24 protein-coding genes are annotated in these 23259 nt (G+C 60.7%); 11 read left to right on the plus strand and 13 right to left on the minus strand.

The features are described 5' to 3' along the window. Positions 1 to 32: 32 nt before the first annotated feature. On the minus strand, positions 33 to 1046 hold the full coding sequence (gene deoC, locus ABH944_RS17800) for a deoxyribose-phosphate aldolase (protein WP_404608112.1): 1014 nt from the start codon (positions 1044 to 1046) through the stop codon (positions 33 to 35). Positions 1047 to 1303: 257 nt separating this feature from the next. On the opposite strand from deoC, the gene ABH944_RS17805 reads away from it, so the two are divergent. Further along, a complete protein-coding gene (locus ABH944_RS17805) occupies positions 1304 to 2857 on the plus strand; it encodes a sensor histidine kinase (RefSeq protein ID WP_404607864.1) in 1554 nt (517 codons plus the stop codon). A gap of 44 nt (positions 2858 to 2901) precedes the next feature. Here ABH944_RS17805 and ABH944_RS17810 read toward each other — a convergent pair whose 3' ends face one another. Continuing rightward, on the minus strand, positions 2902 to 4050 hold the full coding sequence (locus tag ABH944_RS17810; protein ID WP_404607865.1) for a CaiB/BaiF CoA transferase family protein: 1149 nt from the start codon (positions 4048 to 4050) through the stop codon (positions 2902 to 2904). Between the two features lie 329 nt (positions 4051 to 4379). Here ABH944_RS17810 and ABH944_RS17815 point away from each other — a divergent pair, with 329 nt between their 5' ends. After that, positions 4380 to 5183 carry a hypothetical protein gene (locus ABH944_RS17815; protein WP_404607867.1) on the plus strand — a complete coding sequence of 268 codons (804 nt, stop codon included), beginning with the start codon at positions 4380 to 4382 and terminating at the stop codon, positions 5181 to 5183. 55 nt (positions 5184 to 5238) lie between these two features. On the opposite strand, the gene dapA is transcribed toward ABH944_RS17815, so the two are convergent. Beyond that, on the minus strand, positions 5239 to 6093 hold the full coding sequence (gene dapA / locus ABH944_RS17820) for a 4-hydroxy-tetrahydrodipicolinate synthase (protein ID WP_404607869.1): 855 nt from the start codon (positions 6091 to 6093) through the stop codon (positions 5239 to 5241). Positions 6094 to 6371: 278 nt separating this feature from the next. After that, entirely contained in the window at positions 6372 to 7271 is a 900-nt protein-coding gene (locus ABH944_RS17825; protein WP_404607870.1) for a DMT family transporter, read from the minus strand. A 120-nt stretch (positions 7272 to 7391) separates the two neighbouring features. Between ABH944_RS17825 and ABH944_RS17830 the strand changes: the two genes are divergently transcribed. Further along, positions 7392 to 7865, plus strand: a complete 474-nt coding sequence (locus ABH944_RS17830) for an Lrp/AsnC family transcriptional regulator (protein ID WP_404607872.1) — start codon at positions 7392 to 7394, stop codon at positions 7863 to 7865. Here ABH944_RS17830 and ABH944_RS17835 read toward each other — a convergent pair. Continuing rightward, positions 7848 to 8780: a LysR substrate-binding domain-containing protein gene (locus ABH944_RS17835; protein WP_404607874.1), complete on the minus strand. Its 933-nt coding sequence runs from the start codon at positions 8778 to 8780 to the stop codon at positions 7848 to 7850. The two genes, ABH944_RS17830 and ABH944_RS17835, sit on opposite strands and share 18 nt — an antisense overlap. 157 nt (positions 8781 to 8937) lie before the next feature. Between ABH944_RS17835 and ABH944_RS17840 the strand changes: the two genes are divergently transcribed. Beyond that, complete coding sequence (locus ABH944_RS17840; RefSeq protein ID WP_404607875.1) at positions 8938 to 10119, plus strand: M20 aminoacylase family protein; 1182 nt, start codon at positions 8938 to 8940, stop codon at positions 10117 to 10119. A gap of 65 nt (positions 10120 to 10184) precedes the next feature. Further along, positions 10185 to 11501, plus strand: a complete 1317-nt coding sequence (locus tag ABH944_RS17845; protein ID WP_404607877.1) for an MFS transporter — start codon at positions 10185 to 10187, stop codon at positions 11499 to 11501. 96 nt (positions 11502 to 11597) lie between these two features. On the opposite strand, the gene ABH944_RS17850 is transcribed toward ABH944_RS17845, so the two are convergent. From ABH944_RS17850 to ABH944_RS17860, 3 genes are all read right to left on the minus strand, one after another. Continuing rightward, the gene (locus ABH944_RS17850; RefSeq protein WP_404607879.1) at positions 11598 to 12047 is read right to left on the minus strand and encodes a PaaI family thioesterase; all 450 of its coding nucleotides are present in this window, start codon (positions 12045 to 12047) and stop codon (positions 11598 to 11600) included. 118 nt (positions 12048 to 12165) lie between these two features. Continuing rightward, positions 12166 to 13224, minus strand: coding sequence for an aldo/keto reductase (locus ABH944_RS17855; RefSeq protein ID WP_404607881.1), 1059 nt, complete (start codon positions 13222 to 13224; stop codon positions 12166 to 12168). Then, positions 13221 to 13601: a TIGR04076 family protein gene (locus ABH944_RS17860; protein ID WP_404607882.1), complete on the minus strand. Its 381-nt coding sequence runs from the start codon at positions 13599 to 13601 to the stop codon at positions 13221 to 13223. The genes ABH944_RS17855 and ABH944_RS17860 overlap by 4 nt, the downstream gene beginning before the upstream one ends. 283 nt (positions 13602 to 13884) lie before the next feature. On the opposite strand from ABH944_RS17860, the gene ABH944_RS17865 reads away from it, so the two are divergent. The 3 genes from ABH944_RS17865 to ABH944_RS17875 all read left to right on the plus strand — a co-directional run bounded on the left by ABH944_RS17865 (position 13885) and on the right by ABH944_RS17875 (position 16960). Beyond that, on the plus strand, positions 13885 to 14166 hold the full coding sequence (locus tag ABH944_RS17865) for a DUF3311 domain-containing protein (protein ID WP_062092806.1): 282 nt from the start codon (positions 13885 to 13887) through the stop codon (positions 14164 to 14166). Then, entirely contained in the window at positions 14163 to 15674 is a 1512-nt protein-coding gene (locus tag ABH944_RS17870) for a sodium:solute symporter family protein (protein WP_404607884.1), read from the plus strand. The genes ABH944_RS17865 and ABH944_RS17870 overlap by 4 nt, the downstream gene beginning before the upstream one ends. Before the next feature lie 83 nt (positions 15675 to 15757). Further along, positions 15758 to 16960 (plus strand): porin, encoded by a 1203-nt coding sequence (locus ABH944_RS17875; protein ID WP_404607886.1) that lies wholly within the window; start codon positions 15758 to 15760, stop codon positions 16958 to 16960. A 46-nt stretch (positions 16961 to 17006) separates the two neighbouring features. On the opposite strand, the gene ABH944_RS17880 is transcribed toward ABH944_RS17875, so the two are convergent. Next, positions 17007 to 17531: a hypothetical protein gene (locus ABH944_RS17880; RefSeq protein WP_404607888.1), complete on the minus strand. Its 525-nt coding sequence runs from the start codon at positions 17529 to 17531 to the stop codon at positions 17007 to 17009. Positions 17532 to 17693: 162 nt separating this feature from the next. Between ABH944_RS17880 and ABH944_RS17885 the strand changes: the two genes are divergently transcribed. Beyond that, positions 17694 to 18626 (plus strand): LysR substrate-binding domain-containing protein, encoded by a 933-nt coding sequence (locus ABH944_RS17885; RefSeq protein WP_404607889.1) that lies wholly within the window; start codon positions 17694 to 17696, stop codon positions 18624 to 18626. A gap of 53 nt (positions 18627 to 18679) precedes the next feature. Here ABH944_RS17885 and ABH944_RS17890 read toward each other — a convergent pair whose 3' ends face one another. Then, positions 18680 to 19651: a bifunctional helix-turn-helix transcriptional regulator/GNAT family N-acetyltransferase gene (locus tag ABH944_RS17890; RefSeq protein WP_404607890.1), complete on the minus strand. Its 972-nt coding sequence runs from the start codon at positions 19649 to 19651 to the stop codon at positions 18680 to 18682. A gap of 298 nt (positions 19652 to 19949) precedes the next feature. Here ABH944_RS17890 and ABH944_RS17895 point away from each other — a divergent pair, with 298 nt between their 5' ends. After that, positions 19950 to 20342 (plus strand): hypothetical protein, encoded by a 393-nt coding sequence (locus tag ABH944_RS17895; RefSeq protein WP_404607891.1) that lies wholly within the window; start codon positions 19950 to 19952, stop codon positions 20340 to 20342. A 78-nt stretch (positions 20343 to 20420) separates the two neighbouring features. Here the strand turns inward: ABH944_RS17895 and ABH944_RS17900 are convergent, their stop codons facing one another. Next, positions 20421 to 20699, minus strand: coding sequence for a PXPV repeat protein (locus ABH944_RS17900; protein ID WP_404607893.1), 279 nt, complete (start codon positions 20697 to 20699; stop codon positions 20421 to 20423). Between the two features lie 61 nt (positions 20700 to 20760). Further along, entirely contained in the window at positions 20761 to 20937 is a 177-nt protein-coding gene (locus tag ABH944_RS17905; protein ID WP_404607895.1) for a hypothetical protein, read from the minus strand. 262 nt (positions 20938 to 21199) lie between these two features. Here ABH944_RS17905 and ABH944_RS17910 point away from each other — a divergent pair, with 262 nt between their 5' ends. Continuing rightward, entirely contained in the window at positions 21200 to 22105 is a 906-nt protein-coding gene (locus ABH944_RS17910; protein WP_404607896.1) for a sulfotransferase family protein, read from the plus strand. A 100-nt stretch (positions 22106 to 22205) separates the two neighbouring features. Here ABH944_RS17910 and ABH944_RS17915 read toward each other — a convergent pair whose 3' ends face one another. Continuing rightward, positions 22206 to 23240 carry a LacI family DNA-binding transcriptional regulator gene (locus ABH944_RS17915; protein WP_404607897.1) on the minus strand — a complete coding sequence of 345 codons (1035 nt, stop codon included), beginning with the start codon at positions 23238 to 23240 and terminating at the stop codon, positions 22206 to 22208. Between the last annotated feature and the right edge of the window lie 19 nt (positions 23241 to 23259).

Consider the following 23259-nt stretch of genomic DNA (forward strand, 5'->3'; position numbering starts at 1 on the left):
AAGAGATGATGCGGTGCGGGCTCAGGCAACCGTCAGGCAACCGGATGACGATGGAAAGCCGAATAGCGGCCGGTGACGTGATGCTCGAGTTGCCGTTCGATGTCGGCGAGCAGACTCGACGCACCTATGCGGAACAACTCCGGTTCGAGCCATTCGCGGCCAAGCTCCTCCTTCATCAGGATCTGGTATTCGAGCACCGACTTGGCGGTGGACACGCCGCCGGCCGGTTTGAAGCCGATCATCACGCCCGTCCGTTCCAGGTAGTCGCGGATCATGCGCACCATCACGAGCGAAACATCGAGCGTGGCGTTGACGCCTTCCTTGCCGGTGGATGTCTTGATGAAATCGGCGCCCGCCATCATGCAAACCATGGATGCCTTGGCAATGTTCGAGAGCGTGCGGATGTCGCCGGTCGCAAGAATCGCCTTGATATGCGCCGGGCCGCACGCCGCGCGAAAGTCGCGCATTTCGTCGTAGAGCGCTTGCCAGTTGCCGGTGAGCACGTGTTCGCGCGTGACGACAATATCGATTTCCGCCGCGCCGTCTTTCACCGACGCCTCGATCTCCTTCAACTTCAGCGGATGCGGGATCAGGCCCGCAGGAAAGCCCGTGGAGACGGCCGCGACCGGGATGCCGCTACCGGCAAGCGCGGCAACGGCCGTGCCGACAAAGCGGTGATACACGCACACGGCGCCGGTCTTGATCGAGCCGGGCGGCATGCCCAGCGACTCCAGCAGGTCGTCACGAATTGGCCGGCGTGCTTTGGCGCACAGGCGTTCGACGCGTGCGGCGGTGTCGTCGCCGTTGAGAGTGGTCAGGTCGATGCACGTGATGGCCTTCAGCAGCCACGCAGCTTGTGCGTCCTTTTTAACCGCGCGCCGCGTGCCCAGCGTGCTGACTCGCCGGGCCACCGCTGACTGGTTGACGCGCAGGGTGTCAAGCCACGAGAGATCCAGCGGGACGCCTGGGTTTCGCTGCTGTAACTCATGATGGGAGAGCGGTTTGGCGCGCAAGGCGACAACAGGTTGGGAAGCAACATCGAGCATGAGATGGCCGGTTGTGCAGCGCACAACATTTTCCGGTTAATCGATGGATTATTCTAACACCTTGTTGTTATGATTATAACATTCGGGATTATACCGAGAGAGGTGGCTCACACCTTGCGCGGGCGTTGGGGGCGGCAGCGGTGCTGGCGAATGCCCCGTTCAAATCTGTGGCCTTTTAATCTCCACGGTTAGAATTGACCTTTAAGCATGAATCGCCGGACGAAAGCATAGGCGACACTGCGGTCAAGGAGAACCCGATGGATGCATTGCCACCCGAAGAAACGATCCGCAGTGCTGTCGAACGGTCGGTAAGCCGGCTGCGCCTGCAGCACGAGATCGCCGTGCAATTCGCGACGTCGGTGCTGCGCGTACACAGCGCGAACGTGCTTCTCGACGAAGCCTGCAAGGCCGTATCGGCTGGACTGCACTCGCGCTTCGCCAAGGTGCTCCGCTATCAGCCTGAAAGCGAAACCTTCGTGCTGGAAGCTGGCGTCGGCTGGGACCCCGCGGACATCGGCACCACGGAACTTGGCGCCGACGACGCCAGCCCCGCCGGCCACGCATTCGTCAGCGGCCGACCAGTGTTGTCGAATCACCTGGGTACCGAGCATCGTTTCCGCACGCCCGATTTGCTGGCGCGGCACGGCATCAAGCGCGCCATCAACGTCCCCATTCGCGGCATTCCCGAAACCTTCGGCGTGCTCGAAGCCGATAGCTCCGACGACGAAGACTTCAGCGAAACAGACATCGTTTTCCTGGAAGCGATCGCGAACGTCATCTCCATGAGCCGTGAGCGGCTCGCCGCCGAGTCGCAGACCGGCGCTGACGAACTGTTCTCCACCAGCGTGCTGAACGCGAGCACGGACTGCATCCAGGTGCTGTCGTTGGATGGCGCTATCGAATTCATGAACGATAACGGGCTGGTGGCGCTGAGCATCGACGACTTCGGGGACGTGGGCGGTACGCATTGCGTGGACCTGTGGCCTGACGATCAACGCCCGAAAGTCGAGCATGCACTGGCGAAATCCGCTCGCGGCGAACCGGTCCGCTTCGAAGGCCCTTGTCCGACCCGTGTCGGCGACGCCCGCTGGTGGGATGTATCGGTGGCGCCTATTCTCGATGCCGACGAACGTGTGAAGCGCGTCGTGCTCACCATGCGCGACGTCACCGAGCGGCACGAGAACGAGGAGAAACTTGCCGCGCTCGTGTTGAGCCAGGAAACGCAGCTCGGCAATTCGGCGCTGATGATGAAAGAGGTTCACCACCGGGTTCGCAACAGTCTTCAGCTTGTGCAGACGCTGCTCGCGCTGCAGGCGAATCTTGCCGGGGACAAATCGGTCGCCACGCATTTGCAGGCGGCAGCCACGCGCGTGCGCACGGTGGGCTCGGTGCATCACCGGCTCTACCAGGACGACGGCGCGGAGGCAACCGACGCGACCAGTTACCTGCGGGGCCTGACGGCCGATCTGGCTGAACTGGCGGCGGGGCGGGAAATATCGCTGGAAGGGGAGTCGATCGTGCTGCCCGCCGCGCGGCTCGCGCCGCTCGGCCTCGTGACGGCGGAACTCGTGACCAATGCGCTGAAGTACGGACGCGGAACGGTGCGCGTGAAACTGGAACGATCCGGCGATGTCGTGCTGTTGAGCGTGGAAGACGAGGGAGACGGCTTCCCCATCGACTTCCCGAAACCACAGGGCACGGGGCTTGGCATGCGGCTTGTGACTACCTATGCGGGTAAAGGTACGGGTTCGGTGACCGTCGACAGGTCGGTGCCGTTCAGCCGGATCCTGGTGAGGTTTCCGGCGGGGTGAAGGTACTTGTCAAGGCGCTCGCGCTTGAATGGAATGTAGCCCCCTTAAACCCCCTTCTTCTCCCGCAACTTCTCAATCAACTCGCCCGGCACGTTCCAGTCCCGCAGGATCGCGTCGTTGTCCTGCCCCGGACTCGCGGGCGGCGAACTCACTTCCGGCACCGTACGGCTAAAGCGCGGCGCCGGACCCGGTTGCGTCACCCCGTCCACATCAATGAACGTTCCCCGCGCCCGGTTATGCACATGCTCCGGTGCTTCGTTCATGTCGAGAACAGGCGCAAAGCAGACATCCGTGCCTTCCATCAATTCACACCACGCCTGCCGCGGTTTCGTTGCGAAGATGGCCGCTATTTTCGTTTTCAGCGACGGCCATTGCTCGCGGTCCATCTGCGTGTTGAAGGTTGCATCGTCGATACCGCAAAGCTTCAGCAGCAAAGCATAGAACTGCGGTTCGATCGCCCCGACCGACACAAATTTGCAATCTGCGCACGCATAGGTACTGTAGAAATGCGCGCCGCCGGCAAGCATGCTCGAGCCTCGCTCACCCGCCCATGCACCAAACGCCTTATAGCCGTAGATCATCGCCCCCAACAGCGCGGAGCCTTCGACCATCGCGGCATCGATCACCTGCCCCTTGCCCGATCCGCGCGCTTCCAGCAGCGCACACAACACGCCGAAGGCGAGCATCATGCCGCCACCGCCAAAGTCGCCAACCAGATTCAGCGGCGGCACCGGCGGCGCATCGCTACGGCCAATCTCGTGCAACATCCCGCTCATCGCGATGTAATTCAGATCGTGCCCGGCAGCATTGGCAAGCGGACCATCCTGCCCCCAGCCCGTGACACGGCCGTACACAAGCTTCGGATTGCGCGCCATGCACACGTCCGGCCCAAGGCCAAGCCGCTCCATCACGCCAGGGCGAAAACCTTCGATCAGCGCGTCGGCCTGGGCAACAAGATGCAGCGCCAGCTCACGTCCTTCCGGCTGCTTGAGGTCCAGCGCGAGCGAGCGGCGCCCGCGCGCCATTACATCGAATTTCGTGCCTTGCATGGGATACGGCGTAGCGCCGCCGGTAGGCTGACGATCTATGCGGATCACTTCCGCGCCCATGTCGGCGAGCATCATGGCGGCGAACGGGCACGGTCCGAGCCCGACCATCTCGACCATACGAATTCCGTTGAGCGGCCCGCTCATCGCAACGTCCCATGCGATAAACAATCCGGGGCCGGCAACGCATGAATTGCTGGAGACTTCATATTGGTTTTCCCTGGCGGAAAGAGTGTGCGAGAGCCGCGTTTCTCTTAAGTGGCTGAATTCCAGTTGCTCTTCAATTCTGGAAACTCTACATCAGCGGACCCAAGCGCCTCCACCTTACGTTTAATACATCCTCACGCCAATGTCCCCATTTATCTTTTCTAGCCGGGTAGCATTGAATAGAATTGAATTGCAATGAATCGACTCGAATGCTGCTAGTGCAGCACGAAGACCAGGCGGTCCGCGATCATGTCCATGGGAGTCTGCTAGTGAGTCTTCAGAAAATCCAACAAGCGAGCGTCAGCGCCGCTTGTGCTCTTCTTTGCCTGTGCGCAACAGCACAGGCTCAACCCGCCGGGAGTGCCAACGCAGCGTCCGGACCGACAGAGGACGTTACGCCGGTCAGCATCGTGGTGACACCGGGTTTCACCGGCGATGATCCCGCTGCCGTGAGGGACGCGCTGGCGCGCAAATTCACCAATAGCAAGACGCGCACGTTCACGCATCGGGTAGAAGATCTGATCGGCGATGCTTTGCCGAAAACCTTGCACGACGCCGCATTGATGGATGCCAAGCTGGGCCGCGACCTGGCGTTCGTCGTGCCCGCACCGGATGGAATCCGCTATCGGTCGAAGGTCCACGTGATGACGGTCGACGTGGATCTGTCGGACAGCGATCACCCCAACACAATCGTCCTCAAGAAGAGCATCACCGGACCGCGTGGCCGAAACCTGGTGGTGGCCGCCGAAGCAATCTCCAAGGGCTATATACAGAACATTGACATCATCGAACTGGATCCCGTCAACAGACACAACAAAACAACGGTGCATGGACGCTTCGTGCTGTCGCCGGAGGCGTTCTCGCAAGATGACGGCGATCTCGCGCTCGTGTTGATCTGTCGCGTGGTGCCGCCGTATCTGACGCAGACCAAGGACCATACCGACCCGAGCAACGAGGAGCCCACCGACATCACCACACGCACGGCAACGCTCTACGCGAACGTCGGCGACATCTGGCTGATCAACCGCGAAAAGGGAATTGTGCTGTCGAAGGGACTGCACCTGGTGAAATAAGCGCGGCGGAATTGGCGTGTGAATCTCACGCGCCCGGCACCGCGCTGATTTTCGCCTAGCTCGATAACAACACGTCAAGCTCGTTGCGCAGCCTGTCGGTCGCTTGCGTCATCGCACGAAGTTCCTGGCGAATCATTCCGAGCACCTCGAGCGCACACTTCACAGGCGCCGGATTGGGCTCGGACACGAGTGCTTGTATGAGTGGCGCCAGCCGATGAAACCGCGCACGCCCTTCATCGATTCGCCCCTCCTTGATGGCGTCATGGACCGCAACGAAGTCGGCCGCGCGCACATGCGCACTTGCCGCGATTGCGCCATGCCCGCCAAGACATAGCGTGCTGAAAATATTCAGGTCTTCACCCGCCAGCACTGACAACCGTCCATCGAGGATCAGCGCAAGCGTTGTGTCCAACGATCCGGCGCAGTCCTTGATGGCGTGAATGTTGGGATGACCGGCAAGCGTCAACAAGGTCGCGAGCTCCAGCCGCACACCCGTCCGATACGGAATGTCATAGACAATCAGAGGGACCGTGCTGATGTCAGCAAGCGTGGTGAAGTGGCTTGTCAAACCCGCCTGCGACGGTCGAACATAATAAGGCGCGGGAACCAGCAAACCGGCAATCGGCAGCTCGTTCAAGCGAAGCGCACGCTCGCGAAGCTCCGCCGCGTTATTGCCCGCCAGCCCTACCACGACCGGAACGGTCTTCGCCTCATCCAGGATGGTCGCAAGAACCTGTTCTTGCTCAGCGTGATCGAGCGACGAAGGTTCACCCGTTGTTCCCAGCGCAACGAACCCCGCTACCCTGGCTTCAATGTAAGACCTCACCAGACTTCGCAGCGCGTCGCGATCGACTCGTCCGTTTTCAAACGGCGTGACAAGCGGAATCCAGATACCGGAAAAAATCGACATTCCATACTCTCCTGTTTGACCGATAAAAACCGTCAGGGTGTCGGAGAACAGGGATGAGATCGAGCGGCCGTGTCAGTTCCGTCACACCTGACGGAACTGCGCTCCGGTCAGATGAGCGACGGCTTTTTGCTTTTCGAATCCACGTGCGCGAGCGATCGAATCACATTGATGTGATCGAATGCACTGCGAGGAAATACATGATGAGAGTTCATGACGGATAGTCGCTGTGACGGCTCGTGGGATGCGCTTGTTGACCAGGAAAAACGCTTGATGTTTGTCTATTCGAACGCCGCTCGTTTCCGTGGCATGAGTTCCCAACCCAAGGTTGTTCCAGCCGCCGCCAGCAGAATCAGCGCGGCGCCTGCAATCTGTAGCCATCCTAACCGCTGTCCGAACGCAACCCGGTCCACAATGATCGCAACAACCGGATAGATGAAGGACAACGCTCCCGTTATGGCAGTGGGGAGTTTCTGAATGGCGCCATAAAGCAGCACATACATGATGCCGGTATTGACCACCCCAAGCACGATAAGATCCGCCCAATGATTCGGGGTTGCGGGCAGATTCCGGAAATCGACAAACGGCGCAAGCATGATGATACCGAGCGCCACGTGCAACAACGCAATCAAGTGGGGCGGCGTTCCCTTGAGCTGCTTGGTCACGATGGAACAGATCGCATAGAGAAATGCCGCGCCGAGCGCATAGCCAATACCTTCCAGATATTCACCGGGCCTGGCCAACACCGCAGGCTCCACCCGCACGACCAGCACGAGGCCCAAAAACGCGATGCCCAGCCAGAGAATCGTGCGCAAGGTGATCCGCTCGCGAAACACCACCGCGCCGAGCAGGACGAGCATGAACGGCTGGGTGTTATAGACAGCAGTCGCCATGGATATGGAGGCTCGCGAATAGGCCGCAAACAACAGGACCCAGTTGCCGACAATCGTGGCGCTGCCAAGCGCAACCAGTCCAAGCATGCGCCAGGAAAACAAGCTTTTGCGCAGCATTCCTTTTAACGCGCAGATCGCGAGGAGCGTCGCCGCGCCGAAGACACAACGAATGAACACCACGTTCAGCGGCGTTTGCTGCGACGACACGACGAGCCAGCCGACCGTGCCGGATATCAGCATCGCTACAGTCATTTCCACGCAGCCAACGCGCGTTTCTCTCGAACTCATCGCCTCACCTTTCAACTAGTGCCAGTGCTACCGGTCTAGTCAGTTTAGTGAGCTGCCAAGCGAGATTCCATGTGTAAAATGAGCGGACATCGACGTTTTAACTTCAAATCGAAGGTCCATTTGAAGAATCGCCTTTCTTCCCCTCCGGGTCTTGTTTTGCTCGACCAGACCGACCGCGATCTGCTGACCATTCTTTCCGAAGACGGCCGGATCGCAATCAGCGAACTCGCGCGCCAGATTGGATTGTCGGCGCCCAGTACCGCCGAGCGCGTGCGCCAGCTCGAAGCGCGTGGCGTGATCCAGGGGTTCGCGGTCAAGCTCGACCCGCGTGCGCTCGGATACACGCTTCAGGCTATCGTCCGGGTCAAGCCACTGCCTGGGCAATTGCACCTGGTGGAAGAAACCATCCGGCGCATTCCCGAATTCGTCGAATGCGACAAGGTCACCGGCGACGACTGTTTTGTTTGCCGGCTCTTTCTCAAGACAATCGAACAACTGGACGAGATTCTTTCGAAGGTCACGGAGCGGGCCGAGACCAGCACGGCGATCATCAAGTCAACCCCCGTCGAACGCCGCTTACCGCCCCTGGATTGAACGGCGCGCCGGAACATTCAACTTCAGCGACGCCACCGCGTCCTGCAAACAATCCAGCAGCAACGAAGCAGCCGGCGTCAGCGGACTGTCGCGGCGCGTCACTACACCAATGGCAATGGGCGGCGGCAGGTGGGTTATGGGCAGCACGGCAATGCCCTCGCGCACCCACGGCTGGTCCAGCAAAGGCTTGGGCAACACCGCGACGGTATCCGTGCCGCGTAGCAAACCGTGCGCAATCACGAAGCTCGGGCACTCGATAATCTTCTGCGGCACCGGCAAACCGTTCGCGGCGAAAAAATCGAGCAGCCCACGCGTCGAGCTTTCGGGCGACGGATTCAACAGCCATTCCGCGTCGACAAGTTCAGCCAGGGACGTACATTGTGCGAGCGGATGATCTTGCCGCGCGACGACCACCGAACTGATCTTGTATAGCTCGATGTAGTCGAATGCGGGACCCAGATGCTCCGGCACGACCACGGCCACGACGAAATCAAGTGACCCGTCACGCAAACGCGGCAACGCAACGCCCGGAAATCCTTCGATAAAACTCACGCGCGCATGCGGCATCTTCTTGCGAAATGCGCTGAACGCTTCAGGCAGGATCGACAACGCGGCGGTCGGCGTGACGGCGGCCGCCACGCTGCCGGTAACCGCACCTTTCATATGTTCGATGTCGTCTTCGGCCCGACGCATCTCGCTCACCACCATCTGCGCCCGGATCCTCAACTGCGAGCCGAACGCGGTCAATTGCACGCCGCGCGCGGTGCGCAGTACCAGCGGCACGCCCAGGTCCTGTTCGAGTTCTTTTAGCGCCTTCGTCAATGCCGCCTGCGACAGATGCAGGCTACGCGCCGCCGCGCGAATGCTGCCCTGCTCGGCCACGGTGAGAAACGCGCGCAACTGATGATATTTCATCGTGAATTCGAGGGTTTATACCGACAACTAGAGGTTGTCACAAATTTAATTAACTGTCTTTTGGTTTTCTTTGTGACTTTATATGCTTGACCGGAAGCAGTCACGTTGAATCAGTCACGCTGAATATCGAAACGTATTAAGGATTAAGGAGTTAGCCATGCTGTCAGTCGATCCCGTCATTCCCGGAATAGCAGCTATTGCGCCGGACCTCATCGCCGTGCGGCGCCAGATCCACGCCAATCCGGAACTCGCGTTCCAGGAGCGGGCGACCAGCGACCTCGTCGCCAGCCTGCTCACGCAATGGGGCTACGAGGTAACGCGCGGCCTCGGCAAGACGGGCGTGGTGGGCGTGCTGAAAACAGGCAATGGCGGCCGGCGCATCGGCCTGCGCGCCGACATGGACGCGCTGCCCATCGAGGAGGCGACCGGCCTTCCCTACAGCAGCGCGGTACCGAAGACCATGCACGCCTGCGGTCACGACGGCCACACCGCGATGCTCCTGTGCGCAGCGCGTTACCTTGCAGAAAGCCGGCAGTTTGCCGGCACGCTGACGCTGATCTTCCAGCCGGCCGAGGAAAGCTACGGCGGCGCACGCGCGATGATTCAGGACGGTCTCTTCGAGCAGTTTCCGTGTGACGCCGTGTTCGGCCTGCACAACATGCCGGGCTACGAAACGGGTGGGATGAACTTCTGCACCGGCCCCGCGATGGCCTCAGTCGACCGCGCCACCATCGTGCTGCGCGGGTTGGGCGGGCACGGCGCGCTACCCCACCTGTCGCGCGACCCCATGCCCGCGGTAGCGGGAATCATCCTCGCGCTGCAGAGCATTGTGGCGCGGGAAATCGACTCGCAAAAGTCGGCGGTGATCTCGGTAGGCAGCGTGAAGGCCGGCGACACCTTCAACGTAATTCCGCAGACCGCCGAGATGAAACTGTCGATCCGTGCGCTGGATCCCGCTGTGCGCGACCTGTTGCGGCAACGCATTACGGCGCTCGTGCATGCGCAGGCGGCGTCGTTCGGGGTCGAGGCGGAGATCGATTACGAATGGGGTTATCCCGTGCTCGTGAACCATGCCGAACCGACCGCGTTCGCGGCTGAAGTCGCACAGAAGATGCTCGGTGCGCAGCGCGTGGATACGCAGGCACATCCGCTCATGGGCAGCGAAGACTTCGCGTTCATGGCCGAGGTCGTGCCGGGCGCATATGCATGGATCGGCAATGGCGTCGAGGGCAAGGGGAGCTGCATGGTCCACAACCCCGGCTACGACTTCAACGACGACATTCTTGCCATTGGCGCGAGCTACTGGGTCCGTCTGACCGAAGCGTACCTGGCCGACTGAATCATTTCGGGCCTCGTTTCACACCCAACTTCACCAGCATCACACACCGCGTCTCGAGAGAAAACATGAGCATACCGACCGTATCAGGCCTCGACGTTGCGCCCGCCGCGACGCCGGGTCAGCGCAAGCAAAGCCGCGCGCGGCTCGTCACTGCGGCAGCAGTGGGTAATGCGCTCGAGTTCTACGACTTCACCGTCTATGGATTCTTCGCATTACTGATCGGTAAGCTGTTCTTTCCGGTCCACGATCCAGTCGGACAGTTGCTGCTCGCGGTCGCGAGTTTCGGTGTGGGCTTCTTCACGCGGCCCGTGGGCGGGCTTGTGATCGGCATGTACGCGGATCGCGCCGGACGCAAGAAGGCGATGGTCCTGACGCTCGGGCTGATGGCAGTGGGCGCCGCGATGATCGCCGTTGCGCCGACCTACGGGCAAGCAGGTTTCCTCGGCCCCGTCATCCTTGTCATCGCGCGGCTGATCCAGGGGTTTTCAGCGGGCGGCGAAGTGGGGGCGTCGACTACGCTTCTGCTCGAACAAGCGCCGTCCAACCGGCGTGGCCTGTATGCGTCGTGGCAGTTCGCAAGCCAGGGGCTTGCCGCACTCGCGGGCGCGTTGACGGGCGTGGCGCTGACAGCAACCCTCTCGACCGCGCAACTCGAAAGCTGGGGATGGCGCGTGCCGTTCCTGATCGGCACGCTGATCGTGCCGGTCGGCTGGTGGTTACGCAAGACGCTCGAAGAAGAGCCGGTGCAGACACCGAAGCAGAAAGCGCCGAAGCTGCCTCTCCTCGATGTACTCCGCGATCACCGGCGTGCGGTGCTGATGGGCCTGGGACTGACGATTGCCGGGACATCGGCCCATTTCATCATCGTGTTCTACCTGTCGATCTACGCCGTCAAGACGCTCGGCCTGCCGCCTGGAATCGCGATGCTGTCGGGTTGTGTATCGGGCGCGATTATTTTCGTGCTCTCACCGGTCGGCGGATATTTGTCCGACCGCTTCGGACGCAACTCGCTCGCGCAAGTCACGCGTGTCGTACTGCTGCTCGCCATCTATCCGGCCTTCGTTGCATTGAACCGCTGGCCGACGGCCAGTACGCTGCTCACGGTCGTCACGCTTCTTTCCTCGGTGCACGCGATCAATATTGGCGGCGTTGGCGCCATGCTCGGCGAGCTGTTTCCGCGTTCGGTCCGGGCGACCGGCGGCGCCGTGGTCTATAGCCTTGGCGTCGCGATCTTTGGCGGCTTCGCGCAATTCTTCGTGACCTCGCTGATCGTGGCGACCGGCAGTGTGCTCGCGCCCTCATGGTATGTGATCGGCTGCGGCCTGCTGGGGTTGATCGCCGTCGCCTTCATGGATGAAAAGTCGCAGGCGGCGCTGGATTGATCGAGCAGGTGCGGCGGCATAGGTACGGATACTCCGGGGCTGGCGGCCTGGTCTGCGAGAGACACGACCAGCCGCCCCCAGTTTCACTCGCAACGATCAGCGTTCGAACACCAGCAACGTCGACGTCGCCGATGCATACAAGCGCCCGGTAGCATCGGTCAGTGTGGCTTCGGCGAATGCGGCGCGCCGCCCGATCGAGATCACGCGGCCCTCGGCGCGCAGCAACCCGGAGTCGCGCGTGACCGCTTTGTGATACGCGATCTTCAACTCAAGCGTGGTGTACGCCTGCGTGGCCGTGAGCCGTGAATGCACGGCACAACCGCATGCCGAATCCAGCAGCGTGGCTGCATAGCCGCCATGAACCGTGCCGATCGGGTTATACGCGTGATCGCCAGGCATGCCGGTGAAGACAGCAAGGCCCGCATCGACCTCAACGAAGTCGAAATCCAGTGACACCATAATTCCGGGCTTGCGTCCCGACGACATCAGCGCACGCAACTGCGCGAGGCCGTCGAGACCCGCGCCGGTTTCATCGACAAGGCTCATCGTTTCATCTCCGGTTGATTTGAAAACGATGATACTGTGAATATGCACACTTCGCTGGAGCGGGCTCGAGCCCGGACGTTTATGAATGTCCATGCGGGCTCGAAACAAGACAGCGCAATCAATGCGGCGTCTCGTTCAGGTCGTATTTCATGACCCGTCCGTGGCGCCCTTCCAGATCCCGTTCGCTGCTGTAGACATCACCCTCGAGCGGACGGCGCTGCGCCAGCACGGCGTCGAGCGCTGCCAGATCAGCGGGATCCAGCGTCGCTTGCATCACGCGCAGGTGATCGGGCAAATGATCGCCGCGCCGCACGCCGACAATAATGGCTGCGACCAGCGGTTGCTGAAGCACCCAGCGCATTGCGATAGTCGGAATGGACACCGCATGGCGCTCCGCGATTACCTTCAGCGCCGCCAGAAGCTGCTGAAACAAATCCCAGCCCCCGAAGTCATCGATCATCAGCTTGTATTTGACGAGCGACCGGTTCTCGAGATCATTGGTCGGCTCGCTCCTGCCAAGCCAGCGCTCCGACAGAAAACCTCCCGCAACCGTCCCGTAGCACAGCAGTTGCATGCCCGCGCCCGCACAAAACGGCGAAAGCGCCGCCAACGGACGCTGATCCAGCAACGAGTACTGAACCTGCATGCTGACGAGCCGCGTCCCGCCTTCAACCAGTTCGCGAGTGTGCGCGGTATCGAAATTGGTGCCGCCAAGATGCGCGATCTTCCCTGCCCGCTGCAACTCGGTGAGCCAGTGCGCCGTCTCGAGATAACGCGGCACGTTGTAGTCCCACCAGTGAAACTGCACCAGATCGAGACGTTCGACACCCAGGCGGCTCAGCGACCGGTCAATCGTTCGTTCGACCTGCCGGCGATCGAGTGTGGGAAGGGTCGCGAGATCGGGAACGTACTTGGTGTGGACGCGCAGATTGCGAAGGCTGTCCCGCCCTTTGCGAACCACGTAGTCGCGACGGAATTCACCGATCATTTCTTCCACGCCCGTGTAGATATCCGCGCAGTCGAACGTCGTGATGCCGGCCTCGTAGTAGGCCGCCATGTCGGCGATCGCGGCTTCCCTATCCACCGAACCATGGCCGCCGGCGAGCTGCCAGCCGCCCTTGAGCAGACGCGAAATGGTGTAACCGGGGGCCAGGTTGATGCTGTACTGCGAACTCATTGATGTTGCTCCGTGGAGGGAAGTTTGACGGCCGTGGTGTCGGCGTGGCTAAAGCGGCGCAGGCCCGAGCGCACGATCCTGAAACGCGAGGGACAGTTTGGATCGGGACAGGCGACCTCGGCGTCGGTACTCATCCAGTCATTCGGATGCAGCCGCCGTTGCTTGGACGCGAGCAGCGGCAGCAGCGCGGCGAGCGAGTAAATGGAAAAACCCTGACCGGCCGGCAGATGAAGCATCTCGCCCTTCAGCTCGAAGTAGTCACCCACCTTGGCACCGCAGTACAGCTTCGCCCCGTCCGGTGCGACGACCTCGACGCGCAGGTCGTATAGCTCGAAAACATCGTCTGCGGAGGCGGTCGGGTCTTGGGTGGAAGGCATGGATATCTCCTGGAATAAGGGTGCCGTAGCGGCCCGGCAGTCGCGCCGCGCGATATGCACGGCGTTTTCGTGCAGCCTGAACATACACTTTGATCGAGTGTACGTATCGTTATTTTGTACGTCAATACTGCACGCCCCTATCCAGTAAACGATTTTTCTAAGCGTTTTCCCGGTTTTAGGTTGGAAATTTCAATTATTTGTTTTTGACACGCTTGAGTTTGTGTGCTGCCTGAGTGCACACTTCACTTCACAATATGTGCAGTCACAACTTACAGGAGGTGGCATGGACAGCAGCTATCAAGGTGAACGAAGTCGCCCTCGTTACTGGTACCGGTGGATGCTGGCCATTCCATTCATCTGGCAAGCCGCGTTGGCGCCGGCGGTGAACGACATCGCCGCAAGGCCGTTCGGATTGCCCTTCCCCATGTTCTGGCAGATGGCCGGCATTGTCCTGGCGAGCATCGTCATAGGACTGGTGTTCTTCATGGATCGCCGCGCGGGGGTGGAAGACGAGGAAGCCGCCTTCCTGGAGAGAACCTCTGCGTCCACGGGAGATGCGCAATGAAAATAACCATCGTGCTGTGCATCCTGCTGGCGACCGTAGTCGGCGCGGTCGCTTACGGGCGGCGTACCAGCAAAGGCGCAACGCTCGCGGAGTGGGCTGTCGGCGGACGCAGCCTGGGCACGCTGATCTTCTGGTTCATGAATGCCGGCGAGGTCTACACGACCTTCGCCGTGCTCGGTATTTCCGGCTACGCATGGGCGCTTGGCGCACCGGCCTACCTTGCCTTCTGTTCGGTATCGATGAGTTACGCAGTCGGATACTGGTTGATGCCCCGCATCTGGAAGGCCGGCCGGCTCGGCAAGCTGGTCACGCAAGCCGACTTCTTTGCTGCCCGCTTCGACGCACCCTGGCTCGGCGTAATCACCGGCGTGATCGGGATTGCCTCGCTGATCGTGTATGTCCAGATCCAGCTGGTGAGCCTGGGACTGATCGTGCAACTCACACTCGATGACTCCATCTCGAGCCACACGGCGACTATCGTTGCAGGCTTGCTCATGATTGCGTTCGTGTTCGTTGCGGGCATCCGCTCGGCGGCGTTCGCCGCGGGCGTGAAGGACGTGCTGATGATCGTCGTCGTGGTGTTGCTGAGCGCGACCGTGGCGGCCAAGGTCGGCGCCGGGTCGCTGCTCGATATCTTCGGCATGGTCGAAGCCAGGCATCCGGGCATCGGCAAGTTCCCTGGACTCGACGCCAGTTCGCCCACCACCGCCATCTGGCTGATGACCTCGGCGATCAACATTGCGCTCGGCAACTGGGTGTTTCCGCATCTGTTCCAGATGTCGTACTCGGCGCGCAGCGCGACCTCCATTCGACGCAATGCCATCTGGCAACCGCTGTATTCGCTCGCGTACTTCTTCATCATCCTGCTCGGCTTTGCCGCGCTGCTCGCCAATACGCATCCGCCCGGCGACAACCTGAATGCCGCGTTGCTGCAGTTCGTGTCGGAGCGTTATCCGTCCTGGGTGATCGGGCTGGTGGCGGGAACCGGATTCCTGCTTGCGCTTGCGCCGGGTGCCCTGTTGCTGGTCGCCGCTGGTTCGATCTTCACGCGCAATGTCGTGCGGCCGTTCGCTCCGCGTCTGAGCGAAGGTCAATCGCTGGCGTTATCGCGCGCCTCGCTCGTGTGTTTTGCGGGCGTGGCCGTGTACTTGTCCCTCGCCCAGAAGGGGTCGCTCGTCAAGATTCTCCTCGATGCGTACTCAGCTATCGGCATGCTCGCTCCTGGTGTGTTTCTCGGTTTCCTCTGGAGACGCACGAATGCAACCGGTGTTCTGGCCGGCATGCTGGCAGGCTTCATTGCGTTGCTCGCACCGTTCTCCGCGCACTACTGGGGCACACACTGGCCGCAATGGGAACCCGGCCTGATCGCCATGGCGATCAACGCCGCCGTCACCATTCTTGTCAGTCTTGTCACGCCCGCACCCGCACGGGCCGCCGTTGGAATCGGTCTGCTGGACAGCGCCGCGCCGCCGGCGACTTCCCGCACCGGCTACAAGCTCGGCGCGTGAGACGCGGTCAATAACAACACCTGTTCGAACCCTCCTTCGCCTTATCCGCGTTTGCACCCTTGACACGCCTTCTGGAGATCGCCGTGAAAAAGAGCTGGTTCTGTATTGGCGCGTTAATCGCGTCGCCTCAAGTCGTATTCGCCCAAAGCAGCGTGACGCTTTATGGCCTCGTGACGGCAGGGGTTACCTACGTCAATAACACCGGCAAGGGGCCCGTATACGAAACGGAAACCTGCGCGCCGCCCGGCTGCAACCGATGGGGCCTGAAAGGCCGCGAGGACCTGGGCGGCGGCAATGCAGCGATCTTCACGTTGGAAAACGGCTTCAACATCCAGAACGGAAGGCTGGGCCAGGGAGGCACGGAATTCGGGCGGCAGGCGTTCGTCGGATTGACGAACAACTACGGGACTATCACACTTGGACGCCAGTACGATTCGTTGTCGGATACGGTCGGCATGTTTCCGTCGAGCAATAACTTTGCAACTGGTTACGGCTCGCACTTCGGCGACCTGGACAACCTGAACCAGTCGATCCGCATCAACAACGTGATCAAGTATGTGAGTCCCGTCTGGAACGGCTTGCAAGTCGACGGCATGTTCAGCCCGGGCGGTCAGGCGGGTAACTTCTCAACCAACCGCGTGTGGGCGCTGGCGGGCTCCTATACGGCGGGACCCTTTGCGTTTGCCGCCGGTTACCTCGATATCAACACGCCCGCGACCAGCGCGAACGGGACGGGTGGTGTGTATGCGTCCAACGGTAACTACGTAGGATCTCTTAACAACTACGTCGCACTGCAGGATGCGAATGCGATGAAGGTCCTTAGCGCGGGGGCATCCTATTCCATAGGCAATGCTAACGTGGGCCTGGTCTATTCGCATACGCTCCTGAAGAACAGCCAGTATTTCGTAGCCAACGGTTTCGCCAATGCCGGCAGCGGCAGCGATTTCAAACTGGACAGCTACGAAGTCACTGCCACTTATCACATCACGCCTGCCCTGCTGGTGGGAGGCGCTTATATCTATAACGCGGGCAAGGCCGATTACGAAGGCCTGAAGCCGACTTTCCAACAGATCAACCTGGGCACCAACTATTCCATTTCCAAGCGCACCAGCCTCTTCGCCGTGGCCGTGTTCCAGAAAGCGGGCGGGGACGGAATAGCGCCGGTTTTCAACTCGGCGGGGGCGAACGTGGGGAGAACCGCGATAGCTGAAATTGCCGGTGCCGGAGTAGACTCCAGTTCGGCAAAACAGGTGCTCGTGTCGGTCGGGATTACCCACGCGTTCTAAGGCGTCACGATGTTGAAGGTCGCATGGCCCTGGCGCCTGGTCCGAGCTAAGAGGCGGCCGCATCACCGGCTAGAGCCCAAGCCGCCGTGGACTTAGGACGGGTGAGAAAATAGAACGCGACGAAGTGCGTGATCATCAGCAGGGGCACGTAGATGATCGCGATCGCGTATGTCGAGCCCAGTTGCCCCGCCATCGCAGGAAGGCCGATCCGAACCGCGTGATAATAGTCGACGATGATATCCGCCGCCCCCGCGAGATTGAAGGCGACCACGAAAAACCAGAAGAGTAGACGTATCCTGAAGGTAAGCAGCGCGAAGATGGCCAGCACTCCTGTCAGGAAGTCGCCATAAGCGGCGAACTGGGCGAAGCTGGCCGGCAGACCGGGTCCGACAACGCCGGGAAGGATGAAGACAAGCCCGAAGAAGCGGAAGCTGTGCAGGGTGGCAATGACGCGCTGCGCGTCGACACGCTCCATCGACTTGAGCTTGGGCAGGATGTACACGATGAAGCAAAGCAGCCACGCGACATAGCCTAGAACAAGATGTATCTGGAAGAGGGTTTCGGGTGACATTGCGGAACTCCTGTCAGGGGTTGGTCGACACGGCCTCGAACACCGCGGTCAGGATGCCGGGCCGGCCCGCCGCCACCCGAGCTATTGGTGGAATTCCTGATCCGCAAGCCGATTGTAGGATCGCTTCCGGCGGGCGACTATTCCCGATAATATTGATGCGTTATGAAGCAAAACTTCACAGTCCGGCAAGGCGCAATCGACGGTGTCGAGGCGTTCCTGAGCGTTGCCCGGCACCGCAGTTTTCGTAAGGCGGCGGCTGAACTCGGGGTGACGCCTTCGGCGATCAGCCAGACGGTACGCGTACTCGAGGCGCGCGTCGGCGCCGCGCTGTTCGTGCGCACAACGCGCAGTGTCGGCCTGACCGAAGCCGGCGAACGATTCCTTTCGCGAGCAAAACCCGCCTTCGAAGAACTCGTCGCTGCAAGCGAGGTCGCGCGTGAACTCGGACAACGACCGACCGGACTGCTGCGCCTCTCCGTGCCGAGCGCGGTAGTGCCGATCGTACTGGATCCACTGATCGCATCCTTCTGCCGTGCCTATCCCGAGGTCGAGGTCGAGATTGTCGCGAGCGCGGAGTCGGTCGACCTCGCGGCCGAAGGGTTTGACGCCGGCGTCCGGATGGGCCAGTTCATCGCGGCCGACATGGTCGCGGTTCGGCTGACGCCGTCGTTCCCGTTCGAGGTCGTTGGCAGCCCTGATTATCTAAGTCGGCAAAGCCGGCCAGAACGCATTGATGATCTGCAAGACCACACCTGCCTGCGCATACGCCGCTCGAACGGGTCGATCGCGCCCTGGTCCTTTATCGACGGCAACAAGGCAGTTGAGGCAATCGTCTCCGGCCCGCTAATCGCGCGCGACTATCCCACACTCCTCGGAGCGGCGATTCGAGGTGTGGGACTTGCACAAGTGCCCGGGCCGATTGCCGCAGCACCGCTTGCCGACGGCCGGTTGCAAGCGCTGCTGAGACCCTTCGCCGTCACCACGCCAGGCGTTTTTCTATACCACTCAGGCAGACGCCAGGTCTTGCCGAAACTTCGCGCATTCATCGACCACGTTAAATACCAGAACGCTGTCGCTCCCGATGACGGATCCTGAAAACGTGCTGGACATGGTAACCAGGATAGCGATCACCCCTGCGATCACCACCTCTAAAACCGATTGCCAACCAGTCGCTTTTCAAACCAGTGATGGGCGTACGGTTCTGCGCTGAACGCATCGACTTCAACGTATCCGGATTGCCGGTACAGAGCGATCGCCTCGTGTAGCGTTCGGTTTGTCTCAAGGCGGATAACGCGGACGCCGGTCTGCCGGGCATGTTTCTCCGCCTGATCAATCAACCGCCTGCCTATACCCATACCGCGAGCAGAAGGGCTCACCCACATCCGTTTGAGCTCGGCTGGAGACTTCTTATGAAATTTAAGCGCTACGCAGCCTATGGGACTTCCATGGAGGCTTGCCACGATCAACGCGCCCTCCGGTGCTGTTAGTTCATGGGCGTCTGCCGACAGGCTTTTCGACGGGTCGAATCCTGCGTCGAAGCGCTCATCAAGTTCGCTGAAATACTGTTCAAAGCACCAGCGGGCGTTATCACTGCCGGGATCTTCAAGTGCGAAATGCACAAGCGATGCCTGTAGCAAGCGCTCGACTTCAGACATTGCAGCAACGAGTCTTCTGCGCTGCCCATCGGATAGCGGCTCGAGGGCCCGTGCAGCCACCGCGTCCGAGAGCCGTTCGAGTTCAGACCTTTCCTTGCGGCCAGCCTGAGTCAGACAAGCGCGGCGTACCCGGCGGTCGCCCGGATGAGTCACGACAGCCACAAGTTTTTGTCGTTCGAGAGAGGCGAGCGTACGGCTGAGATAGCCTGAGTCGAGGTTTAGACGCGCGCGAAGAGTGCGAACATCCGCGCCGTCGACGCCGATTTCCCATAGGAGGCGCGATTCACCCATTGGGCGGCCACGTCCGAGGAATCGATCATCGATAGCGCCAATGCTCTCGGCAACTATGCGGTTAAAGCTACGAATCTGGAGAATGTCGGATGCGTTCATATCTCTGACTTTAGTCAGAGATATTTGGTTCGTCAACCTCAACGGACGAACAGCGGCGGTGATGAGCGACGGCATGCGGAACTGCTTCCCGCTTTTACTTCGTTGAGTTCGACGAGCACAACCCCTCTGAGCCGCCCCGCACAAGCCTCCCCCTGCAATGCCTGCGGAGCGTTATCGAGGCCGCTGAAGCTCGTGCATGGAAGGTGGATGGCGCATTCATGCCGCCATTCATCCAGGCGTTGCGTCCATTCGTCAAACGCGTCAGGGTCCTCTTCTGCGCTATAGCCGCGCAGTGTGATCCCCTTGATGGGGAGCTGAAACGAATCGATTTCGGTCGGCGCAATGGAGGTGCCATCTCGGCGCGGTACTCGCGGTGTTGCCCGACCCCGACGAACGCGGCGATGCAATCCGGCTCGAGACGCGGGTGGCCCGGGTGATCGACGGCATCATCACGATCCATTCGGGCAATCAGAGACTGCATCGGGTGCTACTGGACGAAGTGCCGCTCACGGCCCGGGAGAGCCATGATGCGTTCGAGGCGGAATATCTGCGCCGTTACCAGGCGTTGATCCGGCCAGGCACGCAGGGACGCGGCGCCGCGCGCGATACCATCGCAGCCCAGGTACTCGCGTCGGCAGTCGAAGGCGTGGTCCATGCGGCCGCGTCGCGCGGCGAGCTTGGCTTACAGGAGGTGCGGCGGGAGCTCAATGGCTTCGTTTGCGCCTACTTGCGTGAGCGCATTGTTCATGTCCCGGGCAACGCCTGATTGCGACCGAGCCGCAGCCGCGGTTCTTCGCGGCGCGGCACACGGCGGCGAAGACACGGTTAACGCGGAGCCGCAGCCCTACCAATGGCGCCGTGCATTCCAGTCACGACGGGACCACCAGTGATGGCCATCCCAGTACTGGCCGCCGTGCCAGCCGATCACCACCGTCGGCACAACCACTGGCGCCGGCTGATAAGCGACATAGGCGGGCGGCGGTGCGTAAACCGGGGCGGACGCGAGGTAAACCGGTGCCGGCACGCCAATGTTGAATCCGAGTGAAACGCCCGCATTGGCCATCTGCGAAGCCCCGAGGATGACTGCCCCAAGTCCTAGCGCGATCAACATTCTGCTTTTCATTTTTGCCTCCGTATCAGACGAGTAGACGGCTTTACTTTAGCTAGCCGACGCTCGCATTGAGTTACATGAGTGCAACAACATTGACCGTTGAAATTTTCCCGTTGCGCTGCGCGCGGGCGGCGAACCTGTCGCGCGTTGCAGCTTGCGGAAAGGGCAGCAAAGCGCCGGCAACGAGCGGTAACAACTGAAAGATCTTTTCAAAAATGCGAGCTTCTGCACTGGCAAATACCGGCGTCAAAGTGACATCCGCAAGCCGGCGGGTTCTGCCGGCTCCGACGGCTCCCAATGGCACGGCTCCCGATATTCAAGACGGTCGGGTTGACCGCGGGAACGGCCCCTGTACCAGTGAAAATAAAGCAAGAACTTGCCCTCGGGACACGTTCGTCCCCACATGGCGGAGCCTGTTCATGGCACGTTTGCGAGCAATAAAGTCCGCGTAGGGAGCTACCGACGCGGAGCCTCCCAGGTAATTTCGTGCAATCAAAGCGGCGCTACAGCCTGTGGAAACGTCTAAGAAAATCGAGCCTGGTGAAAAGGTCATGGCTGCGTCAGGTTCGTGCCATCTCCATTGGGTATGCTTGGAATCGAAACAATCATCAGGAGGGCCAATGAAATCATTCCCGCTTTTCATTGTGGGCTCGCCCCGGTCTGGAACGACCTTTCTTTGTTCCGTCCTGAACGCGCATCCGCTCATTCAACTGACCAATGAGTGCCGGATTTTTGCATTACTCAAAGACATGATGGACGTCGGCAGTAATCGTCCTGACTTGTTGAGCACGGCCTGCCATGACCGCTTTTCCAATTTCGGCAGGCGCACGCTTGGCGCGTGGGTCGAACGCTTTTATCGCGAAGAACTCGAGATGACGGCGCCCATCTGGGGAGACAAGCATCCGTCTTATGCGGACCCCACCGTGCTGTCCGGCCGCACAGGTTCGATCGAATGTCTGCCGCGATCAGGATCCTGCCTGGGGTTGATACGCGAGTTGCTGCCGCAAGCGCGCTTCATTCACATCCCTCGCGATCCCCGCCACGTTGCCAATTCGATGCTGCACAAGCACTGGATCGGGTCTATTGAAGATGGGATACGGGTTTGGGAACAGTATGTGGGCGAGATCATCAGATTTTTTGACGAGATCCCGGCGGAGCTGGCCCTGACCGTCTCGTACCGCACTTTGATCGAGGACCCGGTCGCGACGGCTGCAGCTATCGGACAGTTCCTCGACCTGGCGGATGCGTCGCCCATCAGCGACTTTCTAATGTCTCAACGTAGCGCCCCGACGCCGTTCAGTGACCCTGTCACCGATATCGGCGATCTCTACGTCATACCCGATGCGCCGACGGGCAACGACAAGCTCCTCGCCCTTGCGGGAAAAACGGCGACATGTCTGGGATATGCGGCTGCTTGACAGGATGTAGCGGGATGTCGCGGCGGAAGGGCCAATCTTTCCGTATGCCAGTGCCGGCCGCCATCACATCCGCCCGGGTTGGTAAGGAGACGCTCCGACGCTAACGCTGTGCCCCACGTTTTGCCGCAGGCTGCGCAGTCGAGCTGCGCAGGATCAGATCTGTCGGCAACGTGATGCGATCCGAGGGCGATTCGATCCCGGCAATCCGCGCCAACAATATGTTGACCGCCGACCTCCCCATCTGTTGCAACGGCTGGCGAATGGTCGTAAGCGGGGGATAAACCTGCGACGCCATTGGGACATCGTCGAACCCGATCACCGAAACGTCCTCAGGGACACGCATTCCCAGTTCGTGCGCCGCTGCGATCGCGCCAAACGCGCTCAAATCATTCGCGGCAAAGATCGCGGTCGGCGGCCGCTTCAACTTCAACAGATGCAATGCCGCCTTGAAACCCATCGCCTGACTAAACCGTCCGATCGCCGTCAAGCTCGCTTCAGGACGCAGGCCCTGCTGCCGCATTGCGTCATTAAAACCGCGCGCCCTGTCGTGCGCGGCTGTCAGCCGTTCGTCGCCGCTGATAAATGCAATCCGCGTATGGCCGAGTGCGACCAGGTGCTGCACAGCCAGACGCGCACCCTCGTAATTGTCGGATGCGACCGAAGGATATTGCGGGAACACACCACGCTGATCCACCACCACGACCGGCACGTCCGCCTCATTCAACGCCTTTAGATAGGGCGCGTCGTCATGTGGAAGGATCGCCACCAGTCCGTCCGAAAACTGCTGCAGCAGCGTCAGCACGTTGTGGTGCGTCTCACGATCCTCGTCGAACATGGGATACACGAGCATTTCGTAACCCGCGTTTCGAGCGGCCCGGCCCGCACCAATGATCAACTCGGTGACAAACTGATCCTGGCGGACCGGAGTGAGCAAGCCAACAATACGGGTACGCCCGCCTGACAATTTCTGTGCGGTTCTGTTGGCGACATAGCCAATCTCCGCAGCAATGCGCAGAACCTTGTCGCGTGTCTGCTCCGACACCCCATGACGGTCGTTGATGGCGCGCGACGCGCTCATCTGGGAAATGCCGGCCAGCTCCGCGAGCCGAGCCAACGTGGGAGTCCGTCTTGCCATGAGCACAAATCAACTTAGT

The organism is Caballeronia udeis (assembly GCF_044909315.1).
Lineage (GTDB): Bacteria > Pseudomonadota > Gammaproteobacteria > Burkholderiales > Burkholderiaceae > Caballeronia > Caballeronia udeis_A.

Excerpts from the sequence above, each read along its gene's own strand:
- ABH944_RS17890 (WP_404607890.1), bottom strand. The coding sequence starts at position 19,651 with ATGCCGTCGCTCATCACCGCCGCTGTTCGTCCGTTGAGGTTGACGAAC.
- ABH944_RS17855 (WP_404607881.1), bottom strand. The coding sequence starts at position 13,224 with ATGAGTTCGCAGTACAGCATCAACCTGGCCCCCGGTTACACCATTTCG.
- ABH944_RS17915 (WP_404607897.1), bottom strand. The coding sequence starts at position 23,240 with ATGGCAAGACGGACTCCCACGTTGGCTCGGCTCGCGGAGCTGGCCGGC.
- ABH944_RS17860 (WP_404607882.1), bottom strand. The coding sequence starts at position 13,601 with ATGCCTTCCACCCAAGACCCGACCGCCTCCGCAGACGATGTTTTCGAG.
- ABH944_RS17825 (WP_404607870.1), bottom strand. The coding sequence starts at position 7,271 with ATGAGTTCGAGAGAAACGCGCGTTGGCTGCGTGGAAATGACTGTAGCG.
- ABH944_RS17850 (WP_404607879.1), bottom strand. The coding sequence starts at position 12,047 with ATGAGCCTTGTCGATGAAACCGGCGCGGGTCTCGACGGCCTCGCGCAG.
- deoC (WP_404608112.1), bottom strand. The coding sequence starts at position 1,046 with ATGCTCGATGTTGCTTCCCAACCTGTTGTCGCCTTGCGCGCCAAACCG.
- ABH944_RS17900 (WP_404607893.1), bottom strand. The coding sequence starts at position 20,699 with ATGAAAAGCAGAATGTTGATCGCGCTAGGACTTGGGGCAGTCATCCTC.
- ABH944_RS17885 (WP_404607889.1), top strand. The coding sequence starts at position 17,694 with ATGAAGCAAAACTTCACAGTCCGGCAAGGCGCAATCGACGGTGTCGAG.
- ABH944_RS17840 (WP_404607875.1), top strand. The coding sequence starts at position 8,938 with ATGCTGTCAGTCGATCCCGTCATTCCCGGAATAGCAGCTATTGCGCCG.
- ABH944_RS17870 (WP_404607884.1), top strand. The coding sequence starts at position 14,163 with ATGAAAATAACCATCGTGCTGTGCATCCTGCTGGCGACCGTAGTCGGC.
- ABH944_RS17835 (WP_404607874.1), bottom strand. The coding sequence starts at position 8,780 with ATGAAATATCATCAGTTGCGCGCGTTTCTCACCGTGGCCGAGCAGGGC.
- ABH944_RS17810 (WP_404607865.1), bottom strand. The coding sequence starts at position 4,050 with ATGAGCGGGCCGCTCAACGGAATTCGTATGGTCGAGATGGTCGGGCTC.
- ABH944_RS17845 (WP_404607877.1), top strand. The coding sequence starts at position 10,185 with ATGAGCATACCGACCGTATCAGGCCTCGACGTTGCGCCCGCCGCGACG.
- ABH944_RS17865 (WP_062092806.1), top strand. The coding sequence starts at position 13,885 with ATGGACAGCAGCTATCAAGGTGAACGAAGTCGCCCTCGTTACTGGTAC.
- ABH944_RS17805 (WP_404607864.1), top strand. The coding sequence starts at position 1,304 with ATGGATGCATTGCCACCCGAAGAAACGATCCGCAGTGCTGTCGAACGG.
- dapA (WP_404607869.1), bottom strand. The coding sequence starts at position 6,093 with ATGTCGATTTTTTCCGGTATCTGGATTCCGCTTGTCACGCCGTTTGAA.
- ABH944_RS17880 (WP_404607888.1), bottom strand. The coding sequence starts at position 17,531 with ATGTCACCCGAAACCCTCTTCCAGATACATCTTGTTCTAGGCTATGTC.